The sequence below is a fragment of the Methylobacterium gregans genome (assembly GCF_022179245.1).
GTDB classification, from domain to species: Bacteria; Pseudomonadota; Alphaproteobacteria; order Rhizobiales; family Beijerinckiaceae; genus Methylobacterium; species Methylobacterium gregans.
The window spans coordinates 78,282-101,882 of the sequence record NZ_BPQM01000018.1 but is presented as its reverse complement, the minus strand read 5'-3'; the positions used below and the strand labels follow the sequence as shown (position 1 = coordinate 101,882).

The 23,601-nt window shown below is 72.4% G+C and carries 20 protein-coding genes; 9 read left to right on the top strand and 11 right to left on the bottom strand.

What is annotated here, in order from left to right; all coding sequences use genetic code 11:
- The coding region (locus tag MFF54_RS04425) for a helix-hairpin-helix domain-containing protein (RefSeq protein WP_238301425.1) at nt 1-1,581 on the top strand (1,581 nt) is incomplete at its 5' end.
- 121 nt (nt 1,582-1,702) lie between these two features.
- Here the strand turns inward: MFF54_RS04425 and MFF54_RS04420 are convergent.
- On the bottom strand, nt 1,703-2,050 hold the full coding sequence (locus MFF54_RS04420; protein WP_238301424.1) for a cupin domain-containing protein: 348 nt from the start codon (nt 2,048-2,050) through the stop codon (nt 1,703-1,705).
- 106 nt (nt 2,051-2,156) lie between these two features.
- On the opposite strand from MFF54_RS04420, the gene MFF54_RS04415 reads away from it, so the two are divergent.
- On the top strand, nt 2,157-2,597 hold the full coding sequence (locus tag MFF54_RS04415) for a hypothetical protein (RefSeq protein WP_238301423.1): 441 nt from the start codon (nt 2,157-2,159) through the stop codon (nt 2,595-2,597).
- 64 nt (nt 2,598-2,661) lie between these two features.
- On the opposite strand, the gene fae is transcribed toward MFF54_RS04415, so the two are convergent.
- Nucleotides 2,662-3,201: a formaldehyde-activating enzyme gene (fae, locus tag MFF54_RS04410; protein WP_238301422.1), complete on the bottom strand. Its 540-nt coding sequence runs from the start codon at nt 3,199-3,201 to the stop codon at nt 2,662-2,664.
- Nucleotides 3,202-3,368: 167 nt separating this feature from the next.
- On the opposite strand from fae, the gene MFF54_RS04405 reads away from it, so the two are divergent.
- Nucleotides 3,369-3,596, top strand: coding sequence for a hypothetical protein (locus tag MFF54_RS04405; RefSeq protein WP_238301421.1), 228 nt, complete (start codon nt 3,369-3,371; stop codon nt 3,594-3,596).
- Nucleotides 3,597-3,600: 4 nt separating this feature from the next.
- On the opposite strand, the gene MFF54_RS04400 is transcribed toward MFF54_RS04405, so the two are convergent.
- The 6 genes from MFF54_RS04400 to MFF54_RS04375 form a co-directional block, all read right to left on the bottom strand.
- On the bottom strand, nt 3,601-4,041 hold the full coding sequence (locus MFF54_RS04400) for a hypothetical protein (RefSeq protein ID WP_238301420.1): 441 nt from the start codon (nt 4,039-4,041) through the stop codon (nt 3,601-3,603).
- A gap of 153 nt (nt 4,042-4,194) precedes the next feature.
- The gene (metH, locus tag MFF54_RS04395) at nt 4,195-7,944 is read right to left on the bottom strand and encodes a methionine synthase (protein ID WP_238301419.1); all 3,750 of its coding nucleotides are present in this window, start codon (nt 7,942-7,944) and stop codon (nt 4,195-4,197) included.
- Between the two features lie 74 nt (nt 7,945-8,018).
- Nucleotides 8,019-8,939, bottom strand: coding sequence for a methylenetetrahydrofolate reductase [NAD(P)H] (metF, locus tag MFF54_RS04390; protein ID WP_238301418.1), 921 nt, complete (start codon nt 8,937-8,939; stop codon nt 8,019-8,021).
- 48 nt (nt 8,940-8,987) lie between these two features.
- A complete protein-coding gene (locus tag MFF54_RS04385) occupies nt 8,988-10,016 on the bottom strand; it encodes an ArsR/SmtB family transcription factor (RefSeq protein WP_238301417.1) in 1,029 nt (342 codons plus the stop codon).
- Between the two features lie 70 nt (nt 10,017-10,086).
- On the bottom strand, nt 10,087-11,451 hold the full coding sequence (locus MFF54_RS04380; protein ID WP_238301416.1) for a Y-family DNA polymerase: 1,365 nt from the start codon (nt 11,449-11,451) through the stop codon (nt 10,087-10,089).
- Between the two features lie 112 nt (nt 11,452-11,563).
- Nucleotides 11,564-12,334 carry an ImuA family protein gene (locus MFF54_RS04375; protein WP_238301415.1) on the bottom strand — a complete coding sequence of 257 codons (771 nt, stop codon included), beginning with the start codon at nt 12,332-12,334 and terminating at the stop codon, nt 11,564-11,566.
- A gap of 236 nt (nt 12,335-12,570) precedes the next feature.
- On the opposite strand from MFF54_RS04375, the gene MFF54_RS04370 reads away from it, so the two are divergent.
- Nucleotides 12,571-13,422 carry a collagen-like domain-containing protein gene (locus MFF54_RS04370; protein WP_238301414.1) on the top strand — a complete coding sequence of 284 codons (852 nt, stop codon included), beginning with the start codon at nt 12,571-12,573 and terminating at the stop codon, nt 13,420-13,422.
- 85 nt (nt 13,423-13,507) lie between these two features.
- Here the strand turns inward: MFF54_RS04370 and MFF54_RS04365 are convergent, their stop codons facing one another.
- The gene (locus MFF54_RS04365; RefSeq protein WP_238301413.1) at nt 13,508-14,194 is read right to left on the bottom strand and encodes a polyamine aminopropyltransferase; all 687 of its coding nucleotides are present in this window, start codon (nt 14,192-14,194) and stop codon (nt 13,508-13,510) included.
- The gene (locus MFF54_RS04360; RefSeq protein WP_238301412.1) at nt 14,191-15,426 is read right to left on the bottom strand and encodes a TIGR03862 family flavoprotein; all 1,236 of its coding nucleotides are present in this window, start codon (nt 15,424-15,426) and stop codon (nt 14,191-14,193) included. Before MFF54_RS04360 ends, MFF54_RS04365 begins: the two co-directional genes overlap by 4 nt.
- Nucleotides 15,427-15,600: 174 nt before the next feature.
- Here MFF54_RS04360 and MFF54_RS04355 point away from each other — a divergent pair, with 174 nt between their 5' ends.
- The 3 genes from MFF54_RS04355 to MFF54_RS04345 all read left to right on the top strand — a co-directional run bounded on the left by MFF54_RS04355 (nt 15,601) and on the right by MFF54_RS04345 (nt 17,883).
- Nucleotides 15,601-16,626, top strand: a complete 1,026-nt coding sequence (locus MFF54_RS04355; protein WP_238301411.1) for a TerC family protein — start codon at nt 15,601-15,603, stop codon at nt 16,624-16,626.
- 112 nt (nt 16,627-16,738) lie between these two features.
- Complete coding sequence (locus MFF54_RS04350) at nt 16,739-17,032, top strand: hypothetical protein (RefSeq protein WP_238301410.1); 294 nt, start codon at nt 16,739-16,741, stop codon at nt 17,030-17,032.
- Between the two features lie 89 nt (nt 17,033-17,121).
- A complete protein-coding gene (locus MFF54_RS04345) occupies nt 17,122-17,883 on the top strand; it encodes a class I SAM-dependent methyltransferase (RefSeq protein WP_238301409.1) in 762 nt (253 codons plus the stop codon).
- Between the two features lie 10 nt (nt 17,884-17,893).
- On the opposite strand, the gene MFF54_RS04340 is transcribed toward MFF54_RS04345, so the two are convergent.
- Nucleotides 17,894-19,216 (bottom strand): leucine-rich repeat-containing protein kinase family protein, encoded by a 1,323-nt coding sequence (locus MFF54_RS04340; RefSeq protein WP_238301408.1) that lies wholly within the window; start codon nt 19,214-19,216, stop codon nt 17,894-17,896.
- A gap of 127 nt (nt 19,217-19,343) precedes the next feature.
- On the opposite strand from MFF54_RS04340, the gene MFF54_RS04335 reads away from it, so the two are divergent.
- Nucleotides 19,344-19,988, top strand: a complete 645-nt coding sequence (locus MFF54_RS04335) for a DUF4194 domain-containing protein (protein WP_238301407.1) — start codon at nt 19,344-19,346, stop codon at nt 19,986-19,988.
- A 79-nt stretch (nt 19,989-20,067) separates the two neighbouring features.
- Nucleotides 20,068-23,496 carry an SbcC/MukB-like Walker B domain-containing protein gene (locus tag MFF54_RS04330; protein WP_238301406.1) on the top strand — a complete coding sequence of 1,143 codons (3,429 nt, stop codon included), beginning with the start codon at nt 20,068-20,070 and terminating at the stop codon, nt 23,494-23,496.
- Nucleotides 23,497-23,601: the final 105 nt, after the last annotated feature.

Genomic DNA, 23,601 nt, shown 5'->3' with positions numbered 1-23,601 from the left:
TACGCGATGCTGGCGCGCGCCGATTCCGTCGGCGTGTTCCAGGTCGAGAGCCGGGCCCAGATGGCGATGCTGCCGCGCCTGCGGCCGCGGGAGTTCTACGACCTCGTGGTGCAGGTCGCCATCGTTCGGCCCCGGCCGAACGATGGCGACATGGTCCATCCCTATCTGCGCCGCCGCAACAACGAGGAGCCCGTCACCTACCCGGAGCCGCACCCCGACCACGGGCCGAAGGACGAGCTCTTCGCGCTCCTGCACCGAACCTACGGTGTCCCACTCTTCCAGGAGCACGCCATGCAGATCGCCATCACGGCAGCGGGATTCTCGCCGGCCGAGGCCGACGGCCTGCGCCGCGCCATGGCGACCTTCCGGCATGTCGGCACGATCGGGAGCTACGAGGCGAAGTTCGTCGGCGGCATGACGGCCCGCGGCTACGACCGCGCCTTCGCCGAGCGCTGTTTCGCGCAGATCCGGGGCTTTTCGACCTACGGCTTTCCGGAGAGCCACGCGGCGAGCTTCGCCCTCCTCGTCTACGCCTCGGCCTGGCTGAAATGCCGCCACCCCGACGTCTTCCTGGCCGCGATCCTCAACGCACAGCCGATGGGCTTCTACCAGCCCGCGCAGCTCGTGCGCGACGCCCGCGCCCACGGCGTCGAGGTCCGGGGCGTGGACGTCAATGCCAGCGCCTGGGACTGCACGCTGGAACCGGCCAGCGAGGCTCCGCCGGGAGCGCCGCGGCGCCTCGCCGTCCGGCTCGGCCTGCGCCTCGTCAGCGGCCTGCCGGAAGCCCCGATGCACCGCCTCGTGACGCTGCGCGCCAACGGCTACGCCAGTATCGAGGGTCTTCAGGCGGCGCTCGGCTTGCCCCGCGCCGCGCTCGAACGGCTCGCCGAAGCGAACGCGTTCCGCTCGCTCGGCCTCGACCGGCGCGCCGCGCTCTGGGCCGTGCGCACGCTCGACCGGGGACGGGCCGGCGGTGCGGCCACGGCCGAGGGCCGGCGGGCGCAGCTCCTGGAGGCGCCGCTGCCCCTCTTCGCGCTCCATGCCGATGACGGGCTGTTCCGCCACGAGCCGAGCGTCGATCTGCCGACGATGCCGCCATCCGAGGCCGTCGCCGAGGACTACACCGCGACCGGCCTCTCGCTCACCGGACATCCGGTCGCCTTCTTCCGGACGCGGCTCGCCCGGATCGGCGTCGTGCCCACCCGCGACCATCTCGACCCGACCCTCGCCCGGGATGCCCGCCTCAGCGTCGCGGGTCTGGTCCTGACCCGGCAGCGGCCGGGCACCGCCAAGGGCGTGGTGTTCCTGACGCTGGAGGACGAGACCGGCATCGCCAACGTCATCGTCTGGAAGAGCGTGTTCGAGGCGAACCGCCACGTCGCGATGACGGCCCGCTTCCTGGCCGTGCAGGGCCGTGTCCAGCGGTCCGGCGCGGTGGTCCACCTGATCGCCGAGCGTTTCCGCGATCTCACGGGCGAGCTCCGGCATCTGCGGGAGGGCGGCGTGCGCCTCGGCCCGGAGACGAACGATTTCGGCGCGCCGGTCGACCGGCGCGCGTTCCGCAGCCGCGACTTCCACTGATCCGACGAGGCTGCGGCTTCCCGAACACCGCGATCTTCGAGGCGACGGGCGCCCGCCTGCGCTCCGATCCATTCAAGCCCGCCAAGGTGAAGGCCGCGCTGCAGGCGCGCTGAGGCGCGCGTCAGGAGGATCCGTCCCGCGGCGGGCAATGCACCGCCAGCCAGACGGTCGGGGCGTCGGGGCTCGTCCACGCGACCCGGTGACGGGTCCCGGCCGGCAGCAGCAGGTGGTCTCCCGGACCGAGCGACCGCTCGACCGCCGCGTCCGCGATTTGCAGGCGGGCGGCGCCGGCCAGCACGAGCACCCACTCGTCCCAGGGTTGGTCGTACCAGAAGCCCGGCGGACTCGCCTGTCCGGTCGAGACGATCCGCTCGACCCGCAGGTCCGGCCGGGTCAGGATCTCCGAGACGTCCTCGTCCGGCGAGGCGACGGGCAGGTCGGCGAGCAGGTTGGCGGGGGCAGGGGGCATGCGCGGGTCGACCGAGTGTTGACGTTGGGCATATCGAACCGGCGCGCGCACCGGAAAGCCTTTTGCGGGGCTCGACACGGGAACCACCCTGCGGCATCCCTGCGGCATGCTGCGCCGCGCCCTCGTCTGTCTGCTCCTCTCCGTCGGATCGGCGCAGGCCGACACCTGCGACGGGCTCGCCCGCCAGATCGCCGAGTCGATCGGCGGCAAGGTGGGGCGGCGCTCGGGGCCCAGCATCGACATCCGGGTGCCGGGCGCGATCAAGGTCGACGTGACCTGCCGGGCCGAGCCGATCGTGCAGGCGAGCTCCGCGGAGGCGCAGCCCTCGGCGGCCTTCTTCAACGACCTCGCGGTCGCGTCCCAGATCCTCGTCGGCGAGCCGGCCGCGACGGTCGCCCCGATCATCGCCCGCGCGCACGCGACGTCCCTGGCCGAGCGGCGCAAGTCGTTCATCCAGCAGAACGGCTGGTCGGCGAGCTGCTACACCGACCCAGCGAGCAGCAGCTTCCGCACCCTCTGCTCGGTCGGGCGCATCCCGCCAGGGTGATCCGGCCTCGACACGGCCGCAACCGCAGCCGCGCGCACCGCAAAGGCGCGCACGGCCGTCACGATCAGTACTCGATCACGTCCTCGAGCGCGTAGTGCTTCACCGTCTTGCGGTTGGCGATGAGCTCGTCGATCGTCGGCTCGCCCTTCAGCGCGCGGGCGATGGCGAGCTTCGTCGCCTCGTAGTTGGTGCGGTAGAGATCCTTGCGGTCGACGTTCGGATCGGCCGCGCAGCGCTCGTCGAGCCAGATCATGATGATCATGCAGAGCTCGTCGAGCCCGTCCTTCGGCAGCACGCCCTCGATCACGCAGTCGATGATCGCGTCGCCGGTGGCGGCCTGAACGACGCCGCCGAGCAACTCGGCATACTCGGCCGTGTGGATCGTGACCTTGGTGGTCATCATGGTGGCCGGGCGCACGAGCTGGTTGAGGTCGCGCACCACGAACATGCGGGTGTGGCCCTGGACCTGCCCCATCATCGAGGCGAAGGCCTGGCCGACGGGGCCGCGGACCGAGCCGATCAGCACCTCGGGCATCGCGTCGGTGTACTGCCCCTCGGCGGCGAGCACCGTGGCCTCGCCGGTGCGGAACCAGATCTCGGACATGTTCTTTTCCCTGTCGTTGTTCTTGTGCGCGCGCCGCACGGGGCCGCGCGCCTGCGCCGGAGAAGCACCGTCGCCGCCGCAGGTCAATCGCCCGCCCCCTGGTCAGGCCGGATTCGATCGGCCATTGAGGCGGGCGGCCTCATTTGAAAGACGAAGGTGCGGACGGGATGCGCGAGCCGGGTCAGGGCAGCGAGACGGGCGGCTGGAGCCTCGCCGCCACGCCGGTCGAGGCGGGCGTGCGGCTCGAACTCGGGCTCAGCGATCTCGGGGGCGCGCCCGCCACCGCGATCATCACGCTCGACCGGGCCGAGGCCCGCGCCTTCGCCCGGGCCCTGCTCGCCGCCGCGGGCGACGCCGCCGAGCGGACCTTCACCTCGCCGCCCTCGGATGCGTGAATCCTCAGCGCGGGCCGAGCCCCGGATTGATCCGGCCCGGCAGCCGCGGCACGGCGGTGCCGCGCGGCTCGATCGGTGCGGCGCAACTGTACCGGAACTCGGTCTGTAGGTCGTTGAACACCCGCTCGCCGATGATCTTGCAATCCTCCCGCACCGTCTCGTCGAGGTAAGTGCGGGCCGCGAGCCGGAAGCGCTCGACCCGCGTCTCGGCCGGGTCGCGTCCGGCGAAAGCCGCTCCGACGCTGCAACCGGTGACCTCGCGCAGGGTGTTCGAGACGATCAGCATGCTGCGGCTCTGCCGCTGGTCGTAGACCTCGTAGGGATCCTTGCAGCCGATCGTCACCACCTGCGGGGTGAGGCTGACATAGGTCTTCGAGATGTAGGCGAAGCCGGTGCAGCCCCCGAGGGAGAGCGCCAGGGCGAGCACGCCTGCGAACCGTCGCATCGTCGTCGCCACTCCTTCACGCGCCCAGGGATAGGCGCATTGAAACGGCTCCGCTTGCCCGGTCAAGCGTCCGCAGGACACAGGGGGTGGATCACAAGGTCGAACAGCCTCCGATACCGCGGGCTGAGATATCGGAGGTTGCGAGACGGAGGGCTACTCCGCGGCCGCGAGGTAGCGGGTGGGGTCGTAGTTCAGGATCGGGCCGAGCCAGCGCTCGACTTGCGCCACGTCCATGCCCTTGCGGGCGGCGTAGTCCTCGACCTGATCGCGCTCCACCTTGGCGACGCCGAAGTAATGCGCCTCCGGATGGGCGATGTAGAGGCCCGACACGGACGAGCCCGGCCACATCGCGTAGGACTCGGTGAGCTTCACGCCGATGCGGCTCTCGGCCTTGAGGAGGTCGAACAGCGTGACCTTTTCCGTATGGTCGGGCTGGGCCGGGTAGCCCGGGGCGGGGCGGATGCCGTCGTACTTCTCGTGCACGAGGTCGTCGGCGGTGAAGTTCTCCTCGGGCGCGTAGCCCCAGAACTCCTTGCGCACCCGCTCGTGCATGCGCTCGGCGAAGGCTTCCGCGATACGGTCCGCGAGCGCCTTCACGAGGATCGAGCGGTAATCGTCGTTCGCGCGCTCGAAACGCTCGGCGATGCGCACCTCTTCCAGGCCCGCCGTGACCACGAAGCCGCCGACATAGTCGGCGATGCCGGTCCCTTCCGGCGCAACGAAGTCCGACAGGCAGGTGTTGGGCCGCCCGTCGCGCTTGGAGAGCTGCTGGCGCAGGCCGTGGAAGGTGGCGAGCCTCTCCTGCCGGCTCTCGCCCGTGTAGAGCGCGATGTCGTCGCCGACGCTGTTGGCCGGCCAGAAGCCGATCACCGCCTTCGGGTTGAACCAGCGCTCCTCGACGATCTGCTTCAGCATCGCTTGCGCGTCCTCGAACAGGGCGCGGGCGGCCGGACCCTGCTCGGGGTCGTCGAGGATCGCGGGGAAGCGGCCCTTGAACTCGTAGGTCTGCAGGAACGGCGTCCAGTCGATGTAGGGGACGAGATCCGCCACCTCGTAGGAGCCGTACACGCGGGTGCCGGTGAAGCTCGGCTTCTTCGGTGCGTAGCCCGACCAATCCACCTTGAAGGCGTTGGCCCGCGCCTTGGACAGCGGCAGCCGCTGCTTGTCGGCCTCCGAGCGGCGATGGGCGTCGGCCACCTTGGCGTACTCGGCCCGCACCTTGTCGATCGTCGCGCCGCGCGTCTCCCGCGAGATCAGGCTGGAGACGACGCCGACCGCGCGGCTCGCATCGGTGACGTAGACCGCCTGGCCCTGGTTATAGGCCGGGTGGATCTTCACGGCGGTGTGGACGCGGCTCGTCGTGGCGCCGCCGATGAGCAGCGGCACCTCCATCCCCTCGCGCTCCATCTCGGCAGCGACGTGGACCATCTCGTCGAGGGACGGCGTGATCAGCCCCGAGAGGCCGACGATGTCGACCTTCTCGCGCTTGGCCGTCTCCAGGATCTTGGCGGCCGGCACCATCACGCCGAGATCGATGATCTCGTAGTTGTTGCAGGCCAGCACGACGCCGACGATGTTCTTGCCGATGTCGTGGACGTCGCCCTTCACGGTCGCCATCAGCACCTTGCCGGCGGCCTGGCGCTGGCCGGTGCCGCCGTTGGCCTTCTTCTCCTCCTCCATGAAGGGTTCGAGATAGGCCACCGCCTGCTTCATCACGCGGGCCGACTTCACCACCTGCGGCAGGAACATCTTGCCCGAGCCGAACAGGTCGCCGACCACGTTCATGCCGGCCATCAGCGGGCCCTCGATGACGTGGAGCGGGCGCTCGGCCTGTTTGCGCGCCTCCTCCGTGTCCGCGACGATGTACTCGGTGATGCCGTTGACCAGCGCGTGCTCGATGCGCTTCTCGACCGACGCCTCGCGCCAGGAGAGGTCGGCGGTCTTGGCCTGGGCCGAGGCGCCGGTCTTGAACCGCTCGGCCGCCTCCAGCAAGCGCTCGGTCGAATCCTCGCGCCGGTTGAGCACGACGTCCTCGCAGAGCTCGCGCAGCTCCGCCGGGATCTCGTCGTAGACCGCGAGCTGGCCGGCATTGACGATGCCCATGTCCATGCCGGCGGCAATGCAGTGGTAGAGGAAGACCGCGTGCATCGCCTCGCGCACCGGCTCGTTGCCGCGGAAGGCGAAGGAGAGGTTCGAGACGCCGCCCGAGATGTGGGCGTGGGGCAGCGTCTCGCGGATGGTGCGGGTCGCCTCGATGAAGGCGACGCCGTAGGGGTTGTGCTCCTCGATGCCGGTGGCGACCGCGAAGATGTTCGGGTCGAAGATGATGTCTTCCGGCGGGAAGCCGACCTGCTCGGTCAGGATCTTGTAGGCCTTGGTGCAGATCTCGACCTTGCGCTCGTAGGAATCGGCCTGCCCCTGCTCGTCGAAGGCCATCACCACCACCGCCGCGCCGTAGGAGCGGCAGACCTTGGCGGTCTCGATGAACTTTTCCTCGCCCTCCTTCATGGAGATCGAGTTCACGATCGGCTTGCCCTGGATGCATTTCAGGCCGGCCTCGATCACCTCGAATTTCGAGGAATCGACCATCACCGGCACCCGGGCGATGTCGGGCTCGGCGGCGACGAGGTTGAGGAACTCGACCATCGCCTTCTGGCTGTCGAGCAGACCCTCGTCCATGTTGACGTCGATGACCTGGGCGCCGGCGGCGACCTGATCGCGGGCGACGTCGAGGGCCGCCGCGTAGTCGCCGTTGGTGATGAGCTTGCGGAACTTGGCCGAGCCCGTGACGTTCGTGCGCTCGCCGACGTTCACGAAGGGAATCTCCTTCGTGAGCACGAAGGGCTCCAGGCCCGACAGGCGCATCAGGCGCGGGATCTCGGGGATCTTTCGCGGGGTCTTGCCGGCGACGGCTTCCGCGATGGCGCGGATATGGTCCGGCGTCGTGCCGCAGCAGCCGCCCACCATGTTGACGAGGCCGCTCTCGGCGAACTCGCCGACCAGCTTACCCATCGCCTCCGGGCTCTCGTCGTAGAGGCCGAACTCGTTCGGCAGGCCGGCATTCGGGTAGGCGCAGACCAGCGTGTCGCAGACTCGGCTGAGTTCGGCGATGTGGCCGCGCATCTCCTTCGCGCCGAGCGCGCAGTTCAGGCCGAAGGTCAGCGGATCGGCGTGGCGGAGCGAGTTCCAGAAGGCGGCGGGCGTCTGGCCCGACAGGGTGCGGCCGGACAGGTCCGTGATGGTGCCGGAGATCTGGATCGGCAGCCGGATACCGGTCTCGTCGAAGACCTGCCACGCGGCGGCGACCGCCGCCTTGGCGTTCAGCGTGTCGAAGATTGTCTCGATCAGGATCAGCTCGGCGCCGCCGTCGATCAGGCCGCGCACCTGCTCGACATAGGCCTGCTTGACCTGATCGAAGGTCACGGCCCGGTAGCCGGGATTGTTGACGTCCGGCGAGATCGAGAGCGTGCGGTTCGTCGGGCCGATGGCGCCGGCCACGAACCGGCGGCGGCCGTCCTGTTCCTCCGCGAGCTTGGCGGCCTCGCGGGCGAGGCGCGCACCCTGCGCGTTCAGCTCGTGGATGATCGATTCCATGCCGTAATCGGCCTGGGCGATCGTGGTGCCCGAGAAGGTGTTGGTCTCGCAGACGTCGGCACCCGCGAGGAAGTAATCGAGATGGATCTGCCGGATCGCGTCGGGCTGCGTCAGGATCAGGAGGTCGTTGTTGCCCTTCTGGTCGTGCGCGTGGTCCTTGAAGCGCTCGGCCCGGAAATCCGCCTCGGTCAGGCCGAGCCGCTGGATCACCGTCCCCATCGCCCCGTCGAGGACGAGGATTTTTTCGGACGCACGCTGGCGCAGCGCGCGCTCGATCTCGGTGCCGTCGACGGGAGCGAAGTCGGTCATGTCAGCTTTCTCGATCGTCCGGCGCGGATATGCACCGAACCGAGGATGAAGTCAGGAGCGGGGATCGGGCGCGGTCAGGCTGCCTTCGCGGCCGCCACCTTCGGCGCCTGCGCCCGCAGGCCCAGCAGGTGGCAGATCGCGTAGACGAGGTCGGAGCGGTTCATCGAGTAGAAGTGGAAGTCCTGCACGCCCTCGTCCACGAGGTCGATGACTTGCTCGGCCGCAACCGCCGCCGCGACGAGGCGCCGGGTCTCGACGTCGGTCTCCAGCCCCTCGAAGCGGGCGGCGAGCCAGTAGGGCACCGAGGCGCCGGCGCGGCGGGCGAAGTTCGCTGCCGCCTTGAAGTTCTGCACCGGCAGGATGCCCGGCAGGAGCGGGATCTCGATCCCGGCCGCCCGCACCTTGTCGCGGTAGCGCAGGTAGATCTCGTTCTCGAAGAAGAACTGAGTGATCGCTTGGTCGGCCCCGGCATCGACCTTGGCCTTCAGGGCGTCGATGTCGGCGTCGAGGCTCGCGGCCTCCGGGTGCTTCTCCGGATAGGCCGAGACCGAGACCTGGAAGTCGCCGATGCGCTTGATGCCGGCGACGAGCTCGGCCGTCGTGGCGTAGCCGCCGGGATGGGGCCGGTAGGCGTGGCCGACGCCCTCGGCCGGGTCGCCGCGGAGCGCCACGATGTGGCGCACGCCCGCATCCCAGTAGGACTGCACCACGGCGTCGACCTCCTCTTTCGTCGCATCGACGCAGGTGAGATGGGCGGCGGGCTTCAGGTCGGTCTCGCGCACCATGCGGGCGACCGTGTTGTGGGTGCGCTCTCGGGTCGAGCCGCCGGCCCCGTAGGTCACCGAGACGAATTTCGGCTGGAGCGGGGCGAGCCGCTCGATCGAGGACCAGAGGATCTTCTCCATCTCCTCGGTCTTCGGCGGGAAGAATTCGATGGAGACGCGGATCGGGCGGTAGCCGTCGCGGCTGGCGCGATGGTGGGAGGCGGTGGGCATCAAGGGCGTCCTCTATGTCGTCGGTTCGGACGTGTGTCGAAAAGGGGTTCAGGCGACGGCGCGGGCGAGGGCGGGCGCCGTCCCGGCCGGCTCGCGCGCATCGTCCTCGCGGACGGATTGCGCGAGCCACAGCGTGACGGTGAGTTGGCCCTGCTCGGCCGGGGCGAGATCGCGGGTCGCGATCCCGCTCAAGCCCACCTCTGCGAGCCAGCCGGCGACCTGATCGGCCGCGAAGCCGAGGCGCCGGTGGGCCTGCGACTCGCGCAGGAATTCGAGATCGTGCGGCGCGAAATCGACGACGAGAAGGCGGCCGCCCGGCGCCACGAGGCGGGCGGCCTCGCGCAGCGCCCGCGCCGGGTCGTCGAGGTAGTGCAGCACCTGATGCACCACCACGAGGTCGAAGCTGGCCCGGGCGAAGGGCGGCGCGTGGATGTCGCCCTGGCGCAGATCGACCCGGGCGAGCCCCGAGCGCTCCAGGTTGGCGCGGGCCACCGACAGCATGGCGTGGCTCGAATCGAGCCCCGTGGCGCGCTCGGCCCGGGGCGCGAGCAGGCCGAGCATCCGGCCGGTGCCGGTGCCGAGATCGATCAGGTTGCGGATCGGGCGCGGGCCCAGCGTGTCGAGCACCGCCGCCTCGACGGTCGCCTCGGGCACGTGGAGCGAGCGCAGCTCGTCCCACTTCGGCGCGAGCCGGGCGAAGAAGCTCTGGGCCGCCTCGGCGCGCTGCGCCCGGACGGCGTCGAGCCGGGCACGGTCCTCGGAGAGGGGCGGGCCGGCGCGCTCGAGCCCGGCGATCAGCGGATCGACGAGGCCGGCGCGGGTCTCGCAGAGCCGGAAGAAAGCCCAGGCGCCCTCGCGGTGGCGCTCGACCAGACCCGCCTCGACCAGCAGCTTGAGGTGGCGCGAGATGCGCGGCTGCGACTGGCCCAGGATGTCGGTGAGGTCGGAGACCGAGAGCTCGCCCTCCGCCAGCAGCGCCAGGATGCGCAGGCGCGTCTCCTCGGCCGCGGCGCGGAGCACGCCGAGCGCGTGGGGGAACGAGACTGCTGCGGGCGCCGGGACGCGTTCGAGAGACATAAAGATATCTTTATGTTCGCTTTCGGCCCGGCGCAAGTGTCTTTTCGCAGGTGCGATCCGGCGGCTCTCCTCAGGCGAACAGCCCGTGCACGAACCACGCCGCCGGTTGGCCGGGCGCGTGCGGGCCGCTGCGGTAGAGCCAGAGCCGGTGCCCGGTCTCGCACTCGACCACGTAGTAGTCGCGCTCCGGCATGTCCGCTGGATCGGTGCGCCACCATTCCGGGCCGATCCGCTCCGGTCCCTCCGCGTGGGCGACCAGGTAGCGGCGGGCGCGCCAGCGGAAGCGGCGGGGCGGCCCTTCGGGCACGAGAGCCAGCACGTCCTCGGCCGGCTCGCTGCGGGTGAGCAGCACGAGCGGGCGCGCGGGCAGCGCGGGCAGCGCGGGCGGTGTCCAGTCGGCCATCTCCGGCGCGTGGGGCGACCAGGGCGCGATCCGGTCGGCCCGCTCGGGCAGGTGGCTCGCCCGAGGCGTCAGGCGGATCAGAGGCCGGCCGAGGCGCTGGCGCAGGCGGTCGGCGAGATCGGCGATGTCCTGCACAGGGGAGGCGGCGCCGAGATCCGCCTGCCGGTCCGGCATCCGCTCGGCCGCGACCACGTCGAGGCTCAGGCTCTCGAAGCCGAAACCGGCATCGAGGCCGGATCCCAGCCGGTCGAGCCGCAGGCGCAGCAGCGCCGCGAAGGCGTCCGGGCAGCGGCTCGGGCGCGACAGGGCGAGATCGAGCGCCCGCATCACGCCGTCGACCCGGTGCAGTGTCAGGCGAAGGAGGCGGGCGCCGAGGCCGTCGGCCTCCAGCGCCGGGGCGATCCGCGCCATCAGGGCACGGGCGGCCGCGACAACCGCTTCCTGGTGCAGGATCGGATCGAGAAAGCCGCGGCCCGCGCCGTAACGGGCGGGCTCGGCGAGGGCCGCCAGCGGCTCGGGCCGGTCGCCGAGCGCCTGATCGAGCCGCTGGACCAGGTCCAGGCCGAACCGGCGGGCGAGCGGCGCCCGCGGTGCCCCGATCAGCGCGCCGACCCGCTTCAGACCGAGCCGCTTCAGGGCGACCGCGGTGGCGGGCGCGCAGCGCAGGGCCTCGACCGGCAGGGGCGCCAGCGCCGCCGCAGCCCCGCCCGCCGGCACGAGGGCCATGTCCTCGGCTCCGTAGCGGGCGAGCGCGAACCCCGCGCCCGGACTGTCGGCGAGGACCAGGCGCGCCGGGATCCCGGCCTCGGCCAGGCGCCGGGCGAGGTCGGCGAGGAGGCCCCCCTCGCCGCCGTGCAGATGGCAGGCGCCGGTCACGTCGAGATGCAGGCCGTGGCAGGCCTCGGCCGGGCCGAAAGGGGCCAGCCGCGGGGTGTAGCGCTGCGCCCAGACGCAGAGGCGCGCGAGGGCGGCCGCGTCCGCCGCCGGATCGTCGGGCATCACCCGCAGGGGGACGCCGACCCGCGCCCGCACACGACCGAGGGCCTCGCCCGGGCTCAGGCCCAGCGCCCGCGCGGCCCCGTCGAGGGCGGTAAGGCGCAGACCTCCGGACCCGGCGGCGGCCAGGACGAGCGGCAGACCGTCGTCAGGAATGCAGCCCGCCCGCCGCAGGCGCGTGACGGGCCAGTCCCTCAGCCAGACCGAAACGATGCGCGGCAGGGTCCCACTCCACGATCCAGGTGCCGGTGCGGCCGTTGCGGCAGCGGTCGAGACGGGCCTCCCAGCAGGCCCCGAACGCGCGCCCGAACCGGTCGCGGAGAGCGGGCGCCGCGGCGATCCGCCAGCGCGTCGCGGCCCCGTTCGGCCGGTCGGCGCCGGGCGGCCGCAGGACCAGCAGCAGGGCATCGCCGCCGACGCGCTGGAGGCGCCGCCCCGCGATGAGGGGCAGGCCCTCGCTCACCAGTCCGGCGACGGCCCGCAGGGCGCGGGATTGCAGCGCCGCCTCGAGGGCGCGGAAAACATCCGCCTCGCTCCCGGCCTCCAGGATGAGCAGGCGCCCGGGATCGAGCCCGAGCCCGGCGAGTCCGTGGCCGTAGGGGAGGGGATATCCCGGCGCGAGGACGAGGAGCGCCTCGCCCGGCCCCCCTGCCAGCCGCCGGGCCACCAGGGCCAGGACGAAGCCGAGGGCCGCGGCCTCGTCGCCGGCAGCCTCAGGGGCGACCTCGTGCGGCAGGCCCAGCCCGAGACCGCCCGGGAGGCGCCCGTCGATCCCCGGCACGCCGAGCGGCAGGACGGGGCCGGGCGTTGTGTCCGGCGAGGCGATCCGGGCGCGCAGGCCGGCGATCCGTTCGAGGACCGCGACCGGGTCTGCCGAGGCGTCCGGGTCATCGTCCGATGCGTCACACTGGGGCTCCATCCTGTCGGCTCCGACCGACCCTCAGGAATCCCGCGAGCTCAGAACAAATCAAGAACATAACGGCACCACGTTCGCATCCGCGGGAACGTGCTCCCGGCATCAGGGACTTAGCCTGTGGGTTGCTGTGGACAGCTGTGGATTGCGGGGATGGCGAGCCTCGCCATTCCGGGTTGACCGGAGCGCGACCGCTCCGCCAATGTCCCGCCGCCGGATCGACCGGCCGGGGGAAACGACAGATGGGTTCTGGCCTGGGTCCGACGCGCGCGCTCGTCCTGCTGGCGGGGCTGTTCCTCGCGACCGGCGCGGTCCAGGCGCAGGAGGCGGCCCGGCAACCCGGACCATCCGCACGTCCGGCCCGCCCGGCGCCGCGCCCGCCGAGCCAGCCGATCATGGTCTACGACGCCCGCATCGAGGCCGGGGACCTGCGCATCTCCGGCTCGGTGCGCAAGCCGAACGCGATCGTGGTGATGGACGAGGACATATCACTCCAGGCCGATCGGCGCGGCCGCTTCGTCTTCAAGCTTCCCTACCGGCCCGGTACCTGCGTGGTCAGCCTGAAGAGCGACGAGGACGAGCGCGAGGCGGTGATCGCCAACTGCGCGCCGGAGGGCCAGGCCGGCCCGAAGGGCGATCCGGGGCCGGCCGGGCAGGCCGGATCGCAGGGGCAGCCGGGCGAACAGGGGCCAAAGGGCGACAAGGGCGATACCGGCCCGGCCGGCCCCGTGGGGCCGCCCGGTCCTCAGGGTCAGGCGGGCCTTACAGGGCCGAAGGGAGAGCCCGGCCCGAAGGGTGATGCAGGTCCCAGAGGTGAACCGGGTCCTAAGGGCGAGCCCGGGCCACGGGGCCTCACGGGCACGGCCGGCGCACCCGGGCCGGCGGGGCAGGCCGCGAGCGCGCCGCTACGCGCGGTGCGGGCCGATGCATGCGGCGCGGGCGGCTGCACCGTCTCGTGCGAGCGCGGGGAGGTCTTCGTCTCCGCCTACTGCCTGAAGACCGGCACTCCGGCCTTCACGGGCGGGGAGGGCGCCCCCGGCGCGACCTGCCCAAGCGAGGCCGCCGGCATGGTGGGGATCTGCGGGCGGCTCTGAATCCCACCTTCCGGGGCGGACGGCCCCTCCGGTCGGCCGGGTTTCACCTCAGGCCCGTGACCCCGATGCCGGGGCGGCACGTCCGTCAGCGCGGCCCGCCCGGCCGCGCCGCCAGCCAGATCCGGTGCCGCGCCCCGCCGCGCCGGCCGTTGGCCCGCACCGGCACCTCCTCGACGCCGAAGCCCGCATCCCGCAGCCGCCGGGTGAAGGCCGCGTCCGGATGCGCCGACCAGACGGCGAGAACGCCTCCCGGCCGCAGGGCGGCGCGGGCGCGGCCCAGGCCGGCATGGTCGTAGAGGCGGTCGTTGCCCGGATGGGTCAGGCCGTCCGGCCCGTTGTCGACGTCGAGCAGGATCGCGTCGTAGGCCGCCCGTGCGGCGGCGATCGGGGCGGCGACGTCCGCCTGGAGGAGCCGCACCCGCGGATCGTCGAGGATGCCGCCGAACACCTCGGCGAGCGGCCCCCGCGCCCAGGCGGCGACGGCGGGCACCAGCTCGGCCACCTCCACGAGCGCCCGCTCCGGCAGGTGGCCGAGCGCGGCCCGCAGGGTGAAGCCCATGCCGAGGCCGCCGATGAGGATGCGGGGCGCGGGGCGCGCCGCGATCCGCCCGCAGGCCAGTTCGGCCAGCGCCTCCTCGGAGCCGCTGAGGCGGCTGTTCATCAGCTCGTTCTGGCCGAGCTGGATCGAGAATTCCTGTCCCCGCCGCATCAGCCGCAGGGTGCCGCCGCCGTTCGGGATCGTGCCCGTGTCGATGTGCACCCAGGGGATCATGCCGCGTCTCTATCCTCCGGAGCATTCCCGAGCCAGTCGAGCATCCCCTCCGCCGCCGCCCGGCCGGTGGCGAAGGCACCCTGCAGCAGGTAGCCGCCGGTCGGCGCCTCCCAGTCGAGCATCTCGCCCGCCGCGAACAGGCCGGGCCGCCCCGGTAGCATGAAGCGCGCGTCGACGCCCCGCAGCCCGCCCGCCGTCGAGATCGCCCGCTCGATCGCCTCCGGCCCGTCGAGGGCGAGGCGCGCGGCCTTGATCCGGGCGGCCAGCGCACCCGGCTCGGTGGGCAGCGGTCCGCCGAGGGATTCGCGCAGGAGCCCCGCCGAGACGGGCGCGAGACCGGCCGCCTTGCGCAGGCGGCTCGCCGCCGATTCGCCGGGCCGCGAGCGACCGAGCCGCGCCGCCAGCGCCGCCTCCGCGAGGTCCGGCCGCAGGTCGAGGGTGAGGATCGCCGCCCCTTCCGCCTCCGCCGCCTCCCGCAGGACGCGCCCGAGCGCGTAGACCGCGCCGCCCTCCAGGCCGGTCTGGGTCACAACCATCTCGCCGAGCACCCGCTGCCCACCCGCGGACAGGCCCACGCGCTTGACCGGCTCGCCCGCGAAGCGGGTCCGGAACACCTCGGACCACCCCACCCGGAATCCGACATTGGCCGGGCGCAACGGTGCGACCGCGGCACCGAGCCCTTCCATCACCGCGACCCAGGACCCGTCCGAGCCAAGCCGCGGCCAACTCGCGCCGCCGAGCGCCACGAGCGCCGCGGCGGGTGTGTGCCGCAGCGTGCCCTCGGGCGTGTCGAGGATGAGCGTCCGGCCCTCGATGGCGGTCAGCCGGTGCCGGGTGCGGATGCGGACGCCGAGCGTGTCGAGCCGACCGAGCCAGGCCCTCAGCAGCGGCGAGGCCTTGAAGGCCCGCGGAAAGACGCGCCCGCTCGACCCCACGAAGGTCGGCTGCCCCAGCCCCTCGCACCACGCGCGCAGCGCCTCGGGCGGGAAGGCCCGGATGGCGGGCGCGAGGCTGCCGGCCGGGTGGTAGCGGGCCAGGAAATCGGGCAGCGCCTCGCTGTGGGTCAGGTTGAGCCCGCCCCGGCCCGCGATCAGCAGGCGGCGCGCCACCGACGGCATGCGCTCGTAGACGGTGACCGCGTGACCGGCCTCGGCCAGCCGCTCGGCCGCGGCGAGCCCCGCCGGGCCGCCGCCGACAACGGCCAGATCGTGTCTGTTCGTCTGCCTGGACATGCGCCCGGGAAGAGGCGCCCGAGCGCCCGCCTGTCAAGCGCGGGTGTGTCTTGAATCACCCGGCTGGGCGCCCCACCTCGCGGCGATCGGCTGCGGGCCCCTCTGGCGGGATGCGTCCTCATGCTCCCGTGATGTCGGAGCCGATGCCCTCTCGCCAGGAGCATCGCGCCCCCCATGATGGACGTTCTCACCTACGCGTGGCTCGGCAAGCCGATCTGGATGTGGATCGGCTTCCACGCCCTCGTCGCCGGCCTCCTCGCCTTCGACCTCGGCCTGCTGCACCGGGACAAGAACCACGAGATCGGCGTGAAGGAGAGCCTTCTCCTCACCGCTTTCTATTTCGGCCTCGGCCTCGCCTTCGGCGGCTGGATCTGGTGGTACATCGGCCCCCAGGCGGCCCAGGAATACGTCACCGGTCTCGTGATCGAGAAGTCGCTGTCGATGGACAACGTCTTCGTGATCGCGGTGATCCTCACCGCACTCGGCATTCCCCGGGCGGCCCAGCACCGGGTGCTGGTCTGGGGCATCCTCGCCGCGGTCCTGCTGCGCGGCCTGATGATCGGGCTCGGCGCCGCCCTGGTGAACGAGGCCCACTGGGTTCTGTCGATCTTCGCCGCCTTCCTGATCTATGCCGGCGCCAAGATGCTGTTCTCCCGCGAGCAGGAGGAGGGCGACATCCGCGACAGCGCCATGGTGCGCTTCCTCCAGCGCTGGCTGCGGGTGACGCCGGAGCTGCACGGCCAGCGCTTCTTGGTGCGCAAGACCGATCCGAAGACGGGCAAGCTCGCGACCTTCCTGACGCCGATGGCCTTCGCGCTGGTTCTGGTGAACGCCGCCGACGTGCTCTTCGCCGTGGACAGCGTGCCGGCGATCTTCGCCATCACCACCGACACCTACATCGTCTACACCTCGAACATCTTCGCCATCCTGGGGCTCCGCGCGCTCTACTTCGCGCTCGCCGCGATGGTGGACCGCTTCGCCTATCTCAAGGCGGCGCTCGCCCTGATCCTGATCTTCATCGGCGCTAAGATCGTGGTGGCCGACACCTTCGAGCTGGTCCACGTCCCGGCCTGGGTCTCGCTCGTCGTCACGCTGGTCCTGCTGGTGGGCGGCATCGCCTACAGCCTCTGGCGCACCCGGGGCGGCGCCCCGGAGCACGGGGCCGGCGAGGGCCGGGCGGAGGCCGGCGGCCGCGCCTGAGGCGCGACCATCCCGCGCGCCGAACGCGCCTCGCAAGGCGGCCCGACCGGGCGTAGAGTGCGGAGACGCCCGGGCCGATCCGCGGGCGCCTCCTAGCTGAGCGGAGCGGCGGATGAGCGCCCTCGACTGGTTCGGGCTGACGCTGGCCTTCCTGGCGCCGCTGCCGCCCGAGCGGCCCGTGCCGCCGGAGCCGATGCGCGGCAGCGCGCTGGCGGCGGCCCTGGTGATCGGCAGCATCTGCCTCGTGATGGTGCTGCCGATGGTGATGATCTGGACCTTCCACCGGCCGGAAGGCGAGTTCCGTCGCCACTGCGAGGCAAGGGGCGGGCTGGTGCGGCCGACCTATCTCGACGGCAGCGGCCCGCAGCGCTGCGATCTCGGCAGCCGGCACCCCGCGGCCTCCTGAGCCGCCGGACCGCGCCGCCCGCTGGCCCTCCGTCGCGTTCGTCTCTAGACGACGGGCAGCCGGCGTGCCGGCGGTCCGCGGGAACCATGATGGCTATCGAATCCAAGCTTCTGGATGTCGGCCCGTCCGACCAGAACATCGTTGATCTGTTCCAGGGCGAGTGGTCCTCGCGGATGCCGGGCGATCTCGTGGCCGAGCCCGGCCATGCCGAGCTCTTCGCCGACCACCGGCTGCACTGGGCGAACACGCTGATCGGCCCGTTCGCGGATCTCGACGTATTGGAGCTCGGCCCCCTGGAGGGCGCGCACGCGACGCTGTTGGAAGGTCTCGGCGCGCGCTCGGTCACGTCCGTCGAGGCAAACCCCCGGGCCTTCCTGAAATGTCTCTGCGTGAAGGAGCTGTTCGGCCTCACCCGGACCCGGTTCAAGCTCGGCAGCTTCCTGCCCTATCTGGAGAGCTGCGGGCGTTACGACGCAGTGATCGCCTGCGGCGTGCTCTACCACATGGCCGAGCCGCTGCGCTTGCTCGACCTGATCACGGCCCGCACCGACCGGGTCTTCCTCTGGACGCATGTCCATCAGGCCGACATCGTGGGGACCCGCGGCGACCGCGCGCTGTTCTGGCCGCCCCTGCCTATCGACGGCACGCCCTATCGCGGGGCGCGGCGCCTCTACCCGGACATCGCCAAGTCCTGGCAGGGCTTCAGTGGGGGCGGGGAGAGCCACGCGGTCTGGCTGGAGCGCGACAGCCTGCTCGCCTATTTCCGCGACCGCGGCTTCACCGTGACGATCGATTTCGACGAGTCGGACCACGTCAACGGCCCGGCGCTCGCCCTCTGCGCGCGGCGCTGAGGGGAGTCGGTCAGCCGAGATCCGGCGGCCCGATCCGGTCAAGGACAGCGACCACCTCCACCATCAGTGGCCTCGCGCCCACGTCCGGCTGAACGCAGGTCCGTTCCAGCGCGCGCAACGTCGCCATCTCCGCCGGCACCGGATCGCACCGATCCAGGATCTCGCCGAGCAGCAGGCCCCAGGCCCGCACCTCGATGCGCCGGAAGGCGTCGCCGACCTTTCCTTCCGGTAGCGCGCAGGCCGCGCCGAAATCGCTGAGAACGGCCGCGCCCGAGGTCCCGTCCCAGAGCAGGTTGTGGGCGTAGAGGTCGCCGTGCATCAGCCCCCGCGCGTGGAGGTGCGCCGCCCCCGCGGCGGCGGCGCGCGCGAGGCGAAGGCCCGCCGCGGGCGCGAGGCGGAGATCCGGATCGTAGACGTCCCGGCTGCAGCTCGCGAGGCTCGGCGGGCCGGCGAGCGCCCGCCATCCCGCGGGCAGGAGCGGCATCAGCAGCCCGTCCGCGCCGTCCGGGTGGCCGACGAGCCGGCCCAGGCCGCCGGTGAGATTCGGATGGCCGCCGGCCGCGAGGCAGGCGGCCATCTCGCGCTCGGGCAGCCCATCGCTCGTCATCGCGCCCTTGAACAGCTTCAGGGCGACCTCACACGGGCCGTCAGCGCGGCGCCAGCGTGCGGCATGGATCCGGCCTGAAGCGCCCTCGCCGAGGAGCGCGCCGGGTTCGAGGTCTCCCCATGGAACGTCGGGGATCGGTGCAGACGGCAGCGGCGGCTCGAACGGGTTGCCGGCGCCGGCGAGCCAGGCGAGCCGGGGCAGCGCGGGGAGCCAATCCGGGATCTCCGCGAAGTGGTTCGCCGCAATGCGGAGCAGTTCGAGGTTCGGCGCGCCCGCGAGGCTGGCGGGCAGGGCGCCGAGGCGGTTCCCGGAGAGCATCAGCTTCTGGAGCATCGGCCGCTCGCCGAGCGCGTCGGGCAGGGTCGCGATGGCGTTGTCTGTCAGCGTGAGCCAGCGCAGGCGCGACGGCAGCGCCTCGGCCGGCACCTCGCGCACGCCCGAACCACGGCATCCGATCTGTTCGAGCGCCGGGCAGGCGCCCAGCACCGGCGGCAGGCGCGCGAACCGGCCGCCGGAGCAGAACAGCACCCGCAGGTGCCTGAGGCGCGGGAGATCGTGCGGCAGGTCCGTGAGCGCGCTGCCGCCGATGTCGAGCAGTTCCAGCGTGTCGGCGAGGCCGAAGATCTCCGGCGGAAAACCGGTCAAACCCGGTGGCAGACGCAGGGCGCGCGCGCCCGCGAGATCGCCGCGGCGGAGCGCCTGGAGGGTGTCGGCCGGGTCGGTCATGGGCGTGGGCGTAGCAGGTTCGGGGGACGAGCGCCGCCCCCGCGATGGCAGGGGTGTCCCCGAGGCCCGGCCTGTGGGAGAGGGAGCGCGCCGACCGAGACACCGCAGGACCCCGGCCGATCCGACCATGCTCGAACCCTTCCGCGCCATCATCGACGGCGACGAGCCGCCCCCGCCCGGCAGCCGCGCGCCGGATGCCGAGGAGCTGTCGCGCGCGCTCCAGGTACTCCTGAAGGCTCAGGTGATCTACTCGAGCACGCCCGGCATCGGCCGCTCCTTCGAGCTGGCGCGGCATTACCAGCCCTTCTTCACCGACTACTTCGCCTGCCTCGGCTACCAGATGGCGGTCTCGCACCGGGACCAGATGGTCTCGCTGACCCTGCCGATCGATGCGGCGCGCCACGACATCGTCTCCGAGCGACTGCGCAAGGACGAGACGCTGGTGCTGCTGGCCCTGCGACTCGCCTACGAGGAGGGCGTACGCGACCACCGCATCTCGACGGACGGCATCGTCGAGATCACCACCGACGACCTCGTCGAGTCGATCCGCACGGCCGCCCGCTCCGATCCTCCGGACGAGGCCCGTCTGATCGAGACCCTCCGCCTGTTCGCCCGCCGCGGCGGCGTGCGGCTCGGCGAGCGCGACCGCGCCGAGCGGGTGACGCCCGTCATGGTGCTGCCGGGCATCTTGGTGCTGGCCTCGGACGGCTGGCTGGAGCGGATCGAGGCCTGGGCCAACGCGGCGGACGGCGCGGGCGACGGTGGAGAGTAACGCCCCCGCGGCTTGCATCCGCCGCGATCTGCCCGCACAGGGCGCCACGCTTCCGCAACCCCCGCTATGGCACGACCGGGTGTACCGCCTCACCGATATCGCGATCTCGAACTGGTACCTCATCCGCCGCGAGCAGATCCGCGTGCGGGGCGCGACCGCGCTCGTCGGTCCGACGGGGGCCGGCAAATCCACGATCTTCGACGCGGTCGGCACGGTGCTGGCCGGCAACAACGCGAGCCGGCTCGCGCTCAACGCCTCGGCCTCGGGCCGCAGCGCGCGCACTGTGCGCGACTATTGCCTCGGCTGGATCAGCGACCCGGCCGAGGGCGGTCGCCCGACCCGCGAGGCCTGCGAGACGGTTCTGGTCCTCGTCTTCGAGAATGAGCAGACGGGCCGGGTCGTCTCGGTCGGGCTGGCGCTCGCCGCGCGCGCCTCGGAGAGCCGCGAGAGCGTGCTGTCGCGCTTCATCGCGACCGGCCACCGCTTCGAGATCGGCGACTACGCCCGCCAGAACGGGGAGGGCAGCTACACCGCCCCGTGGAGCGAGATCGCCGCGGACCTGCGCCGCCGCTCCGAGAGCTTCGAGGAGTTCCGCTCATCCGGCGAGCGCTTCACCGCCGAGCTGCTGGCGACACTGCGCGAGGGCGCGCCGGTGCCGGACCCGCGCCACTTCCTGCGCAGCTTCGCCAACGCGGTCGCCTTCAAGCCGATCTTCGACACCAGCGCCTTCGTGCGCGCCTTCGTGCTCGACGCCGAGCCTCTCGACGTCGCCCGCGTGCGCCAGTCCGTCGAGAACTGGCGGGCACTCCTCGACACGATCGCCGAGCTCGAGCTGAAACTCGGCCGCCTGCGCCGCCTGCTCGGGCGCTACGAGGCTTGGGGCGACGCGGTCCTGGCCGCGGTGATCCACGAAGCGCGCGCGGCCAGCGTCGAGCTGCGCCGCCGCTGCGTCGACCTGCTGGCCATCCGCACCCGCCTCTCGGAGGGCGCGGACGCGCTCCGCATCGCCCGCGAGAGCGTCGCGTCGAGCCGCGGCTACGTGCGCGACATCGATGCCGAGATCGCGGAGAAGAAGGCCATGGTCGCCGCTCAAGCGGCAGAAGGCCGGCTGGCCGCCTCGAATCTCGGCCTCTCCATGCTGGACCGCGACCGGCGCGATCTCACGCTCCGGGTCACCGACCTCGTCGGGCTCGTCCTGCAGATGGGCAAGCTCCAGCCGGTCGCGGCGCTTCTCCGGCCGGGGGCGCCCGACGCCGCCTCCCTGGCCGAGGCCTGCGCCCGCTCGGGCCTGCGCAAGGAAGCGCCGCTGCCCGATCTCCTGCGCGGCGACGGCCCACTCGCGACGCTGGTCGAGCGCCTCGGCCGCCTCGGTCCCTTCGAGGAGGTGCTGGAGCGCGCCGCCGAGGATACGGGCCTGCGCGCCCGCGCCAAGGAAGCCGAGGCCGAGCGCACAGCCCCGACGCCGGTCTCGGGCTCCGCCGCGCGCCTGTCCTCCGATACGGTGGCGTTCCGCAACGAGCTTGCCCGCCGCGGCATCGATGCGACCCCGATCTGCGAGCTCGCCGAGATCGTGGATCCGGTCTGGGGACAGGCGCTCGAAGGCCTGCTCGGCCGCGCCCGCGAGGCGCTGGTGGTGGAGCCGCACCTTCTCGACGACGCCTTCGGCGTGCTTCAGCAGAATCGCGACCGCTTCAGCCGCTGCATCCTGGTCAAGACCACCGACACCGCCCGCCAGCGCCCCCGCCGCTACGATGACGGGCCGATGGCGGTGATCGAGACGCAGGATCCGCACGCGGAAGCGTTCCTCGGCGTGCGCCTCGGCGGCTACGATCTCGCCAAGAACGACGCCGAGCTGAAGCATCTCAGCCGCGCGGTGGCGCCCTCCGGCCGCACCACGGCCGGCATGGCCTACACGGTGACGCGCTCGGTCGATCTCCTGATGACCCGCGGCCAGCGCGGGCCCACCGCCGACAGCCGGCGCCAGCACGAGGCCGCGGTGGCCGAGGCCCGGCGCCTGCGCAACGAGGCCGTGGTCCTGCGCGAGGCAGCCCGCACGGCGGCCGCCATCCGCGCCCGGATCGAGCGCGGGCTCGAGGATGTCGACGCGCTCCGTGCCGAGGTCGACGGGCTGGAGGGGCGCCGCAAGACGCTCGCGACCGAGCGCGAGAACCTCTCCAAGCAGGATGCGGGCGGGATCGAGGCCGAGATCAAGGCGCTCAACGGCGAGCGCGTCGCCTATCTGCGCGAACTCTCGGAGGAGCTGGAGCCGAAGCTCGACCGCCTGCTCGCCGACGAAGCGGCGCTGAAGGCGCGTCAAGGTTCGGCCCGCGAGGCGGCGCGCGCCGCGCTCGCCGCGCGCCGCGGCGCGATCGGCCGCCTGGGAACGGGCGACGCCATGCGGGTGCGCCTGCTGCGCGAGACCGCACCGGACTTCTCCGCGGTCGCGGCGGTGCGCCGGGAACTCGCCGGGCTCGACGGCAAGGCGATGAGCGCGCGGGCCGCGACCGAGCGCACCCTCGCCCGCGAGGCCGCCGAGACCGCGCGCGCCCAGGGGCGGGCCGCCGAGCGCGACCTCACCGAGTACTGCGCCCAGTGGCGCATCGCGAACCCGCTCGGCCAGGGCGAGGCCCCGGCGAGCCTCGGCTACGACTTCGCCAAGCGCGAGCACGACGCGGTCGCCGGCCACGAGCTGCGCCGCTACCGCGCCCAGGCCGAGCGGGCCGAGGGCGAGATGCGCCGCCTGATGACCGAGGATCTGCTGACGCGGCTTGCCGACAAGTTCGAGCGCGTCCAGGCCCGGCTCGACGCGCTGAACGAGCGCCTGTCGTCGCGCAGCTTCACCGGCCAGACCTACGCCTTCGAGGCGGCGGTCGACCGGCGCTACGCCGCGGTGCACGCGCTCGCCACCGAGGTCGCGCGCTCGGCCGACGCCGCCCAGGCGCTCCTCGTCTCGGAGGAGGGCGGCGCGATGGCGGCGGCGCTCGAGGAGATCCAGGCGCTGATCGGCGGCGCCGAGGACGCGGCCCGGCTCGCTGATTACCGCAACTACTTCGTCTACGAGATCGGCATGAAGGGCCGTGACGGCTCGCGCACCACCATGTCGAGCCGGGCTCTGCGCGGCTCCGGCGGCGAGGCGCAGGCGCCGTTCTACGTGGCGATCGCCGCCTCGCTGGCCAGCGCCTACTACCCGGGCGACCGGCCGGGCGACGAGAATCCGGGCCTCGGCCTCTGCCTGCTCGACGAGGCCTTCTCCAAGCTCGACGTGCGCAACAGCCAGGCGCTGGTCGATCTCTACGGCGCCTGGGGCTTGCAACTCCTGATCGCCGCTCCGGAGGACAAGCGCACGACGCTCACCGAGGTGATGGACACGATCGTGACCGTCTACAAGAGCCCGGACCTGAAGTCGGTGCGGATCGAATCGGAGCACCCCCTGGAGGCGGCCAAGCGTGCGCTGGCGCAGATCAATCCGGAGCGGGAGGGGATCGACGGCGATACCGCCGAGGCGTGACGCGGCCGAAGCGGCGCCCCATGCAGGGCCTGGCAAAGGGGGGCGCCGCCGACACGAAAGCGATCGGGAGGAAAGATTCGGTCGGCGGCGCCGGCCGGACGAGAG

What these genes read in the sequence shown, in the direction of transcription:
- MFF54_RS04340 (WP_238301408.1), bottom strand. Translation starts at nt 19,216, where the DNA reads ATGACCGACCCGGCCGACACCCTCCAGGCGCTCCGCCGCGGCGATCTC.
- MFF54_RS04360 (WP_238301412.1), bottom strand. Translation starts at nt 15,426, where the DNA reads ATGTCCAGGCAGACGAACAGACACGATCTGGCCGTTGTCGGCGGCGGC.
- MFF54_RS04350 (WP_238301410.1), top strand. Translation starts at nt 16,739, where the DNA reads ATGAGCGCCCTCGACTGGTTCGGGCTGACGCTGGCCTTCCTGGCGCCG.
- MFF54_RS04375 (WP_238301415.1), bottom strand. Translation starts at nt 12,334, where the DNA reads ATGGAGCCCCAGTGTGACGCATCGGACGATGACCCGGACGCCTCGGCA.
- MFF54_RS04365 (WP_238301413.1), bottom strand. Translation starts at nt 14,194, where the DNA reads ATGATCCCCTGGGTGCACATCGACACGGGCACGATCCCGAACGGCGGC.
- metF (WP_238301418.1), bottom strand. Translation starts at nt 8,939, where the DNA reads ATGCCCACCGCCTCCCACCATCGCGCCAGCCGCGACGGCTACCGCCCG.
- MFF54_RS04345 (WP_238301409.1), top strand. Translation starts at nt 17,122, where the DNA reads ATGGCTATCGAATCCAAGCTTCTGGATGTCGGCCCGTCCGACCAGAAC.
- MFF54_RS04370 (WP_238301414.1), top strand. Translation starts at nt 12,571, where the DNA reads ATGGGTTCTGGCCTGGGTCCGACGCGCGCGCTCGTCCTGCTGGCGGGG.
- metH (WP_238301419.1), bottom strand. Translation starts at nt 7,944, where the DNA reads ATGACCGACTTCGCTCCCGTCGACGGCACCGAGATCGAGCGCGCGCTG.
- MFF54_RS04420 (WP_238301424.1), bottom strand. Translation starts at nt 2,050, where the DNA reads ATGCCCCCTGCCCCCGCCAACCTGCTCGCCGACCTGCCCGTCGCCTCG.
- MFF54_RS04415 (WP_238301423.1), top strand. Translation starts at nt 2,157, where the DNA reads ATGCTGCGCCGCGCCCTCGTCTGTCTGCTCCTCTCCGTCGGATCGGCG.
- MFF54_RS04400 (WP_238301420.1), bottom strand. Translation starts at nt 4,041, where the DNA reads ATGCGACGGTTCGCAGGCGTGCTCGCCCTGGCGCTCTCCCTCGGGGGC.
- MFF54_RS04405 (WP_238301421.1), top strand. Translation starts at nt 3,369, where the DNA reads ATGCGCGAGCCGGGTCAGGGCAGCGAGACGGGCGGCTGGAGCCTCGCC.
- MFF54_RS04355 (WP_238301411.1), top strand. Translation starts at nt 15,601, where the DNA reads ATGATGGACGTTCTCACCTACGCGTGGCTCGGCAAGCCGATCTGGATG.
- fae (WP_238301422.1), bottom strand. Translation starts at nt 3,201, where the DNA reads ATGTCCGAGATCTGGTTCCGCACCGGCGAGGCCACGGTGCTCGCCGCC.
- MFF54_RS04335 (WP_238301407.1), top strand. Translation starts at nt 19,344, where the DNA reads ATGCTCGAACCCTTCCGCGCCATCATCGACGGCGACGAGCCGCCCCCG.
- MFF54_RS04385 (WP_238301417.1), bottom strand. Translation starts at nt 10,016, where the DNA reads ATGTCTCTCGAACGCGTCCCGGCGCCCGCAGCAGTCTCGTTCCCCCAC.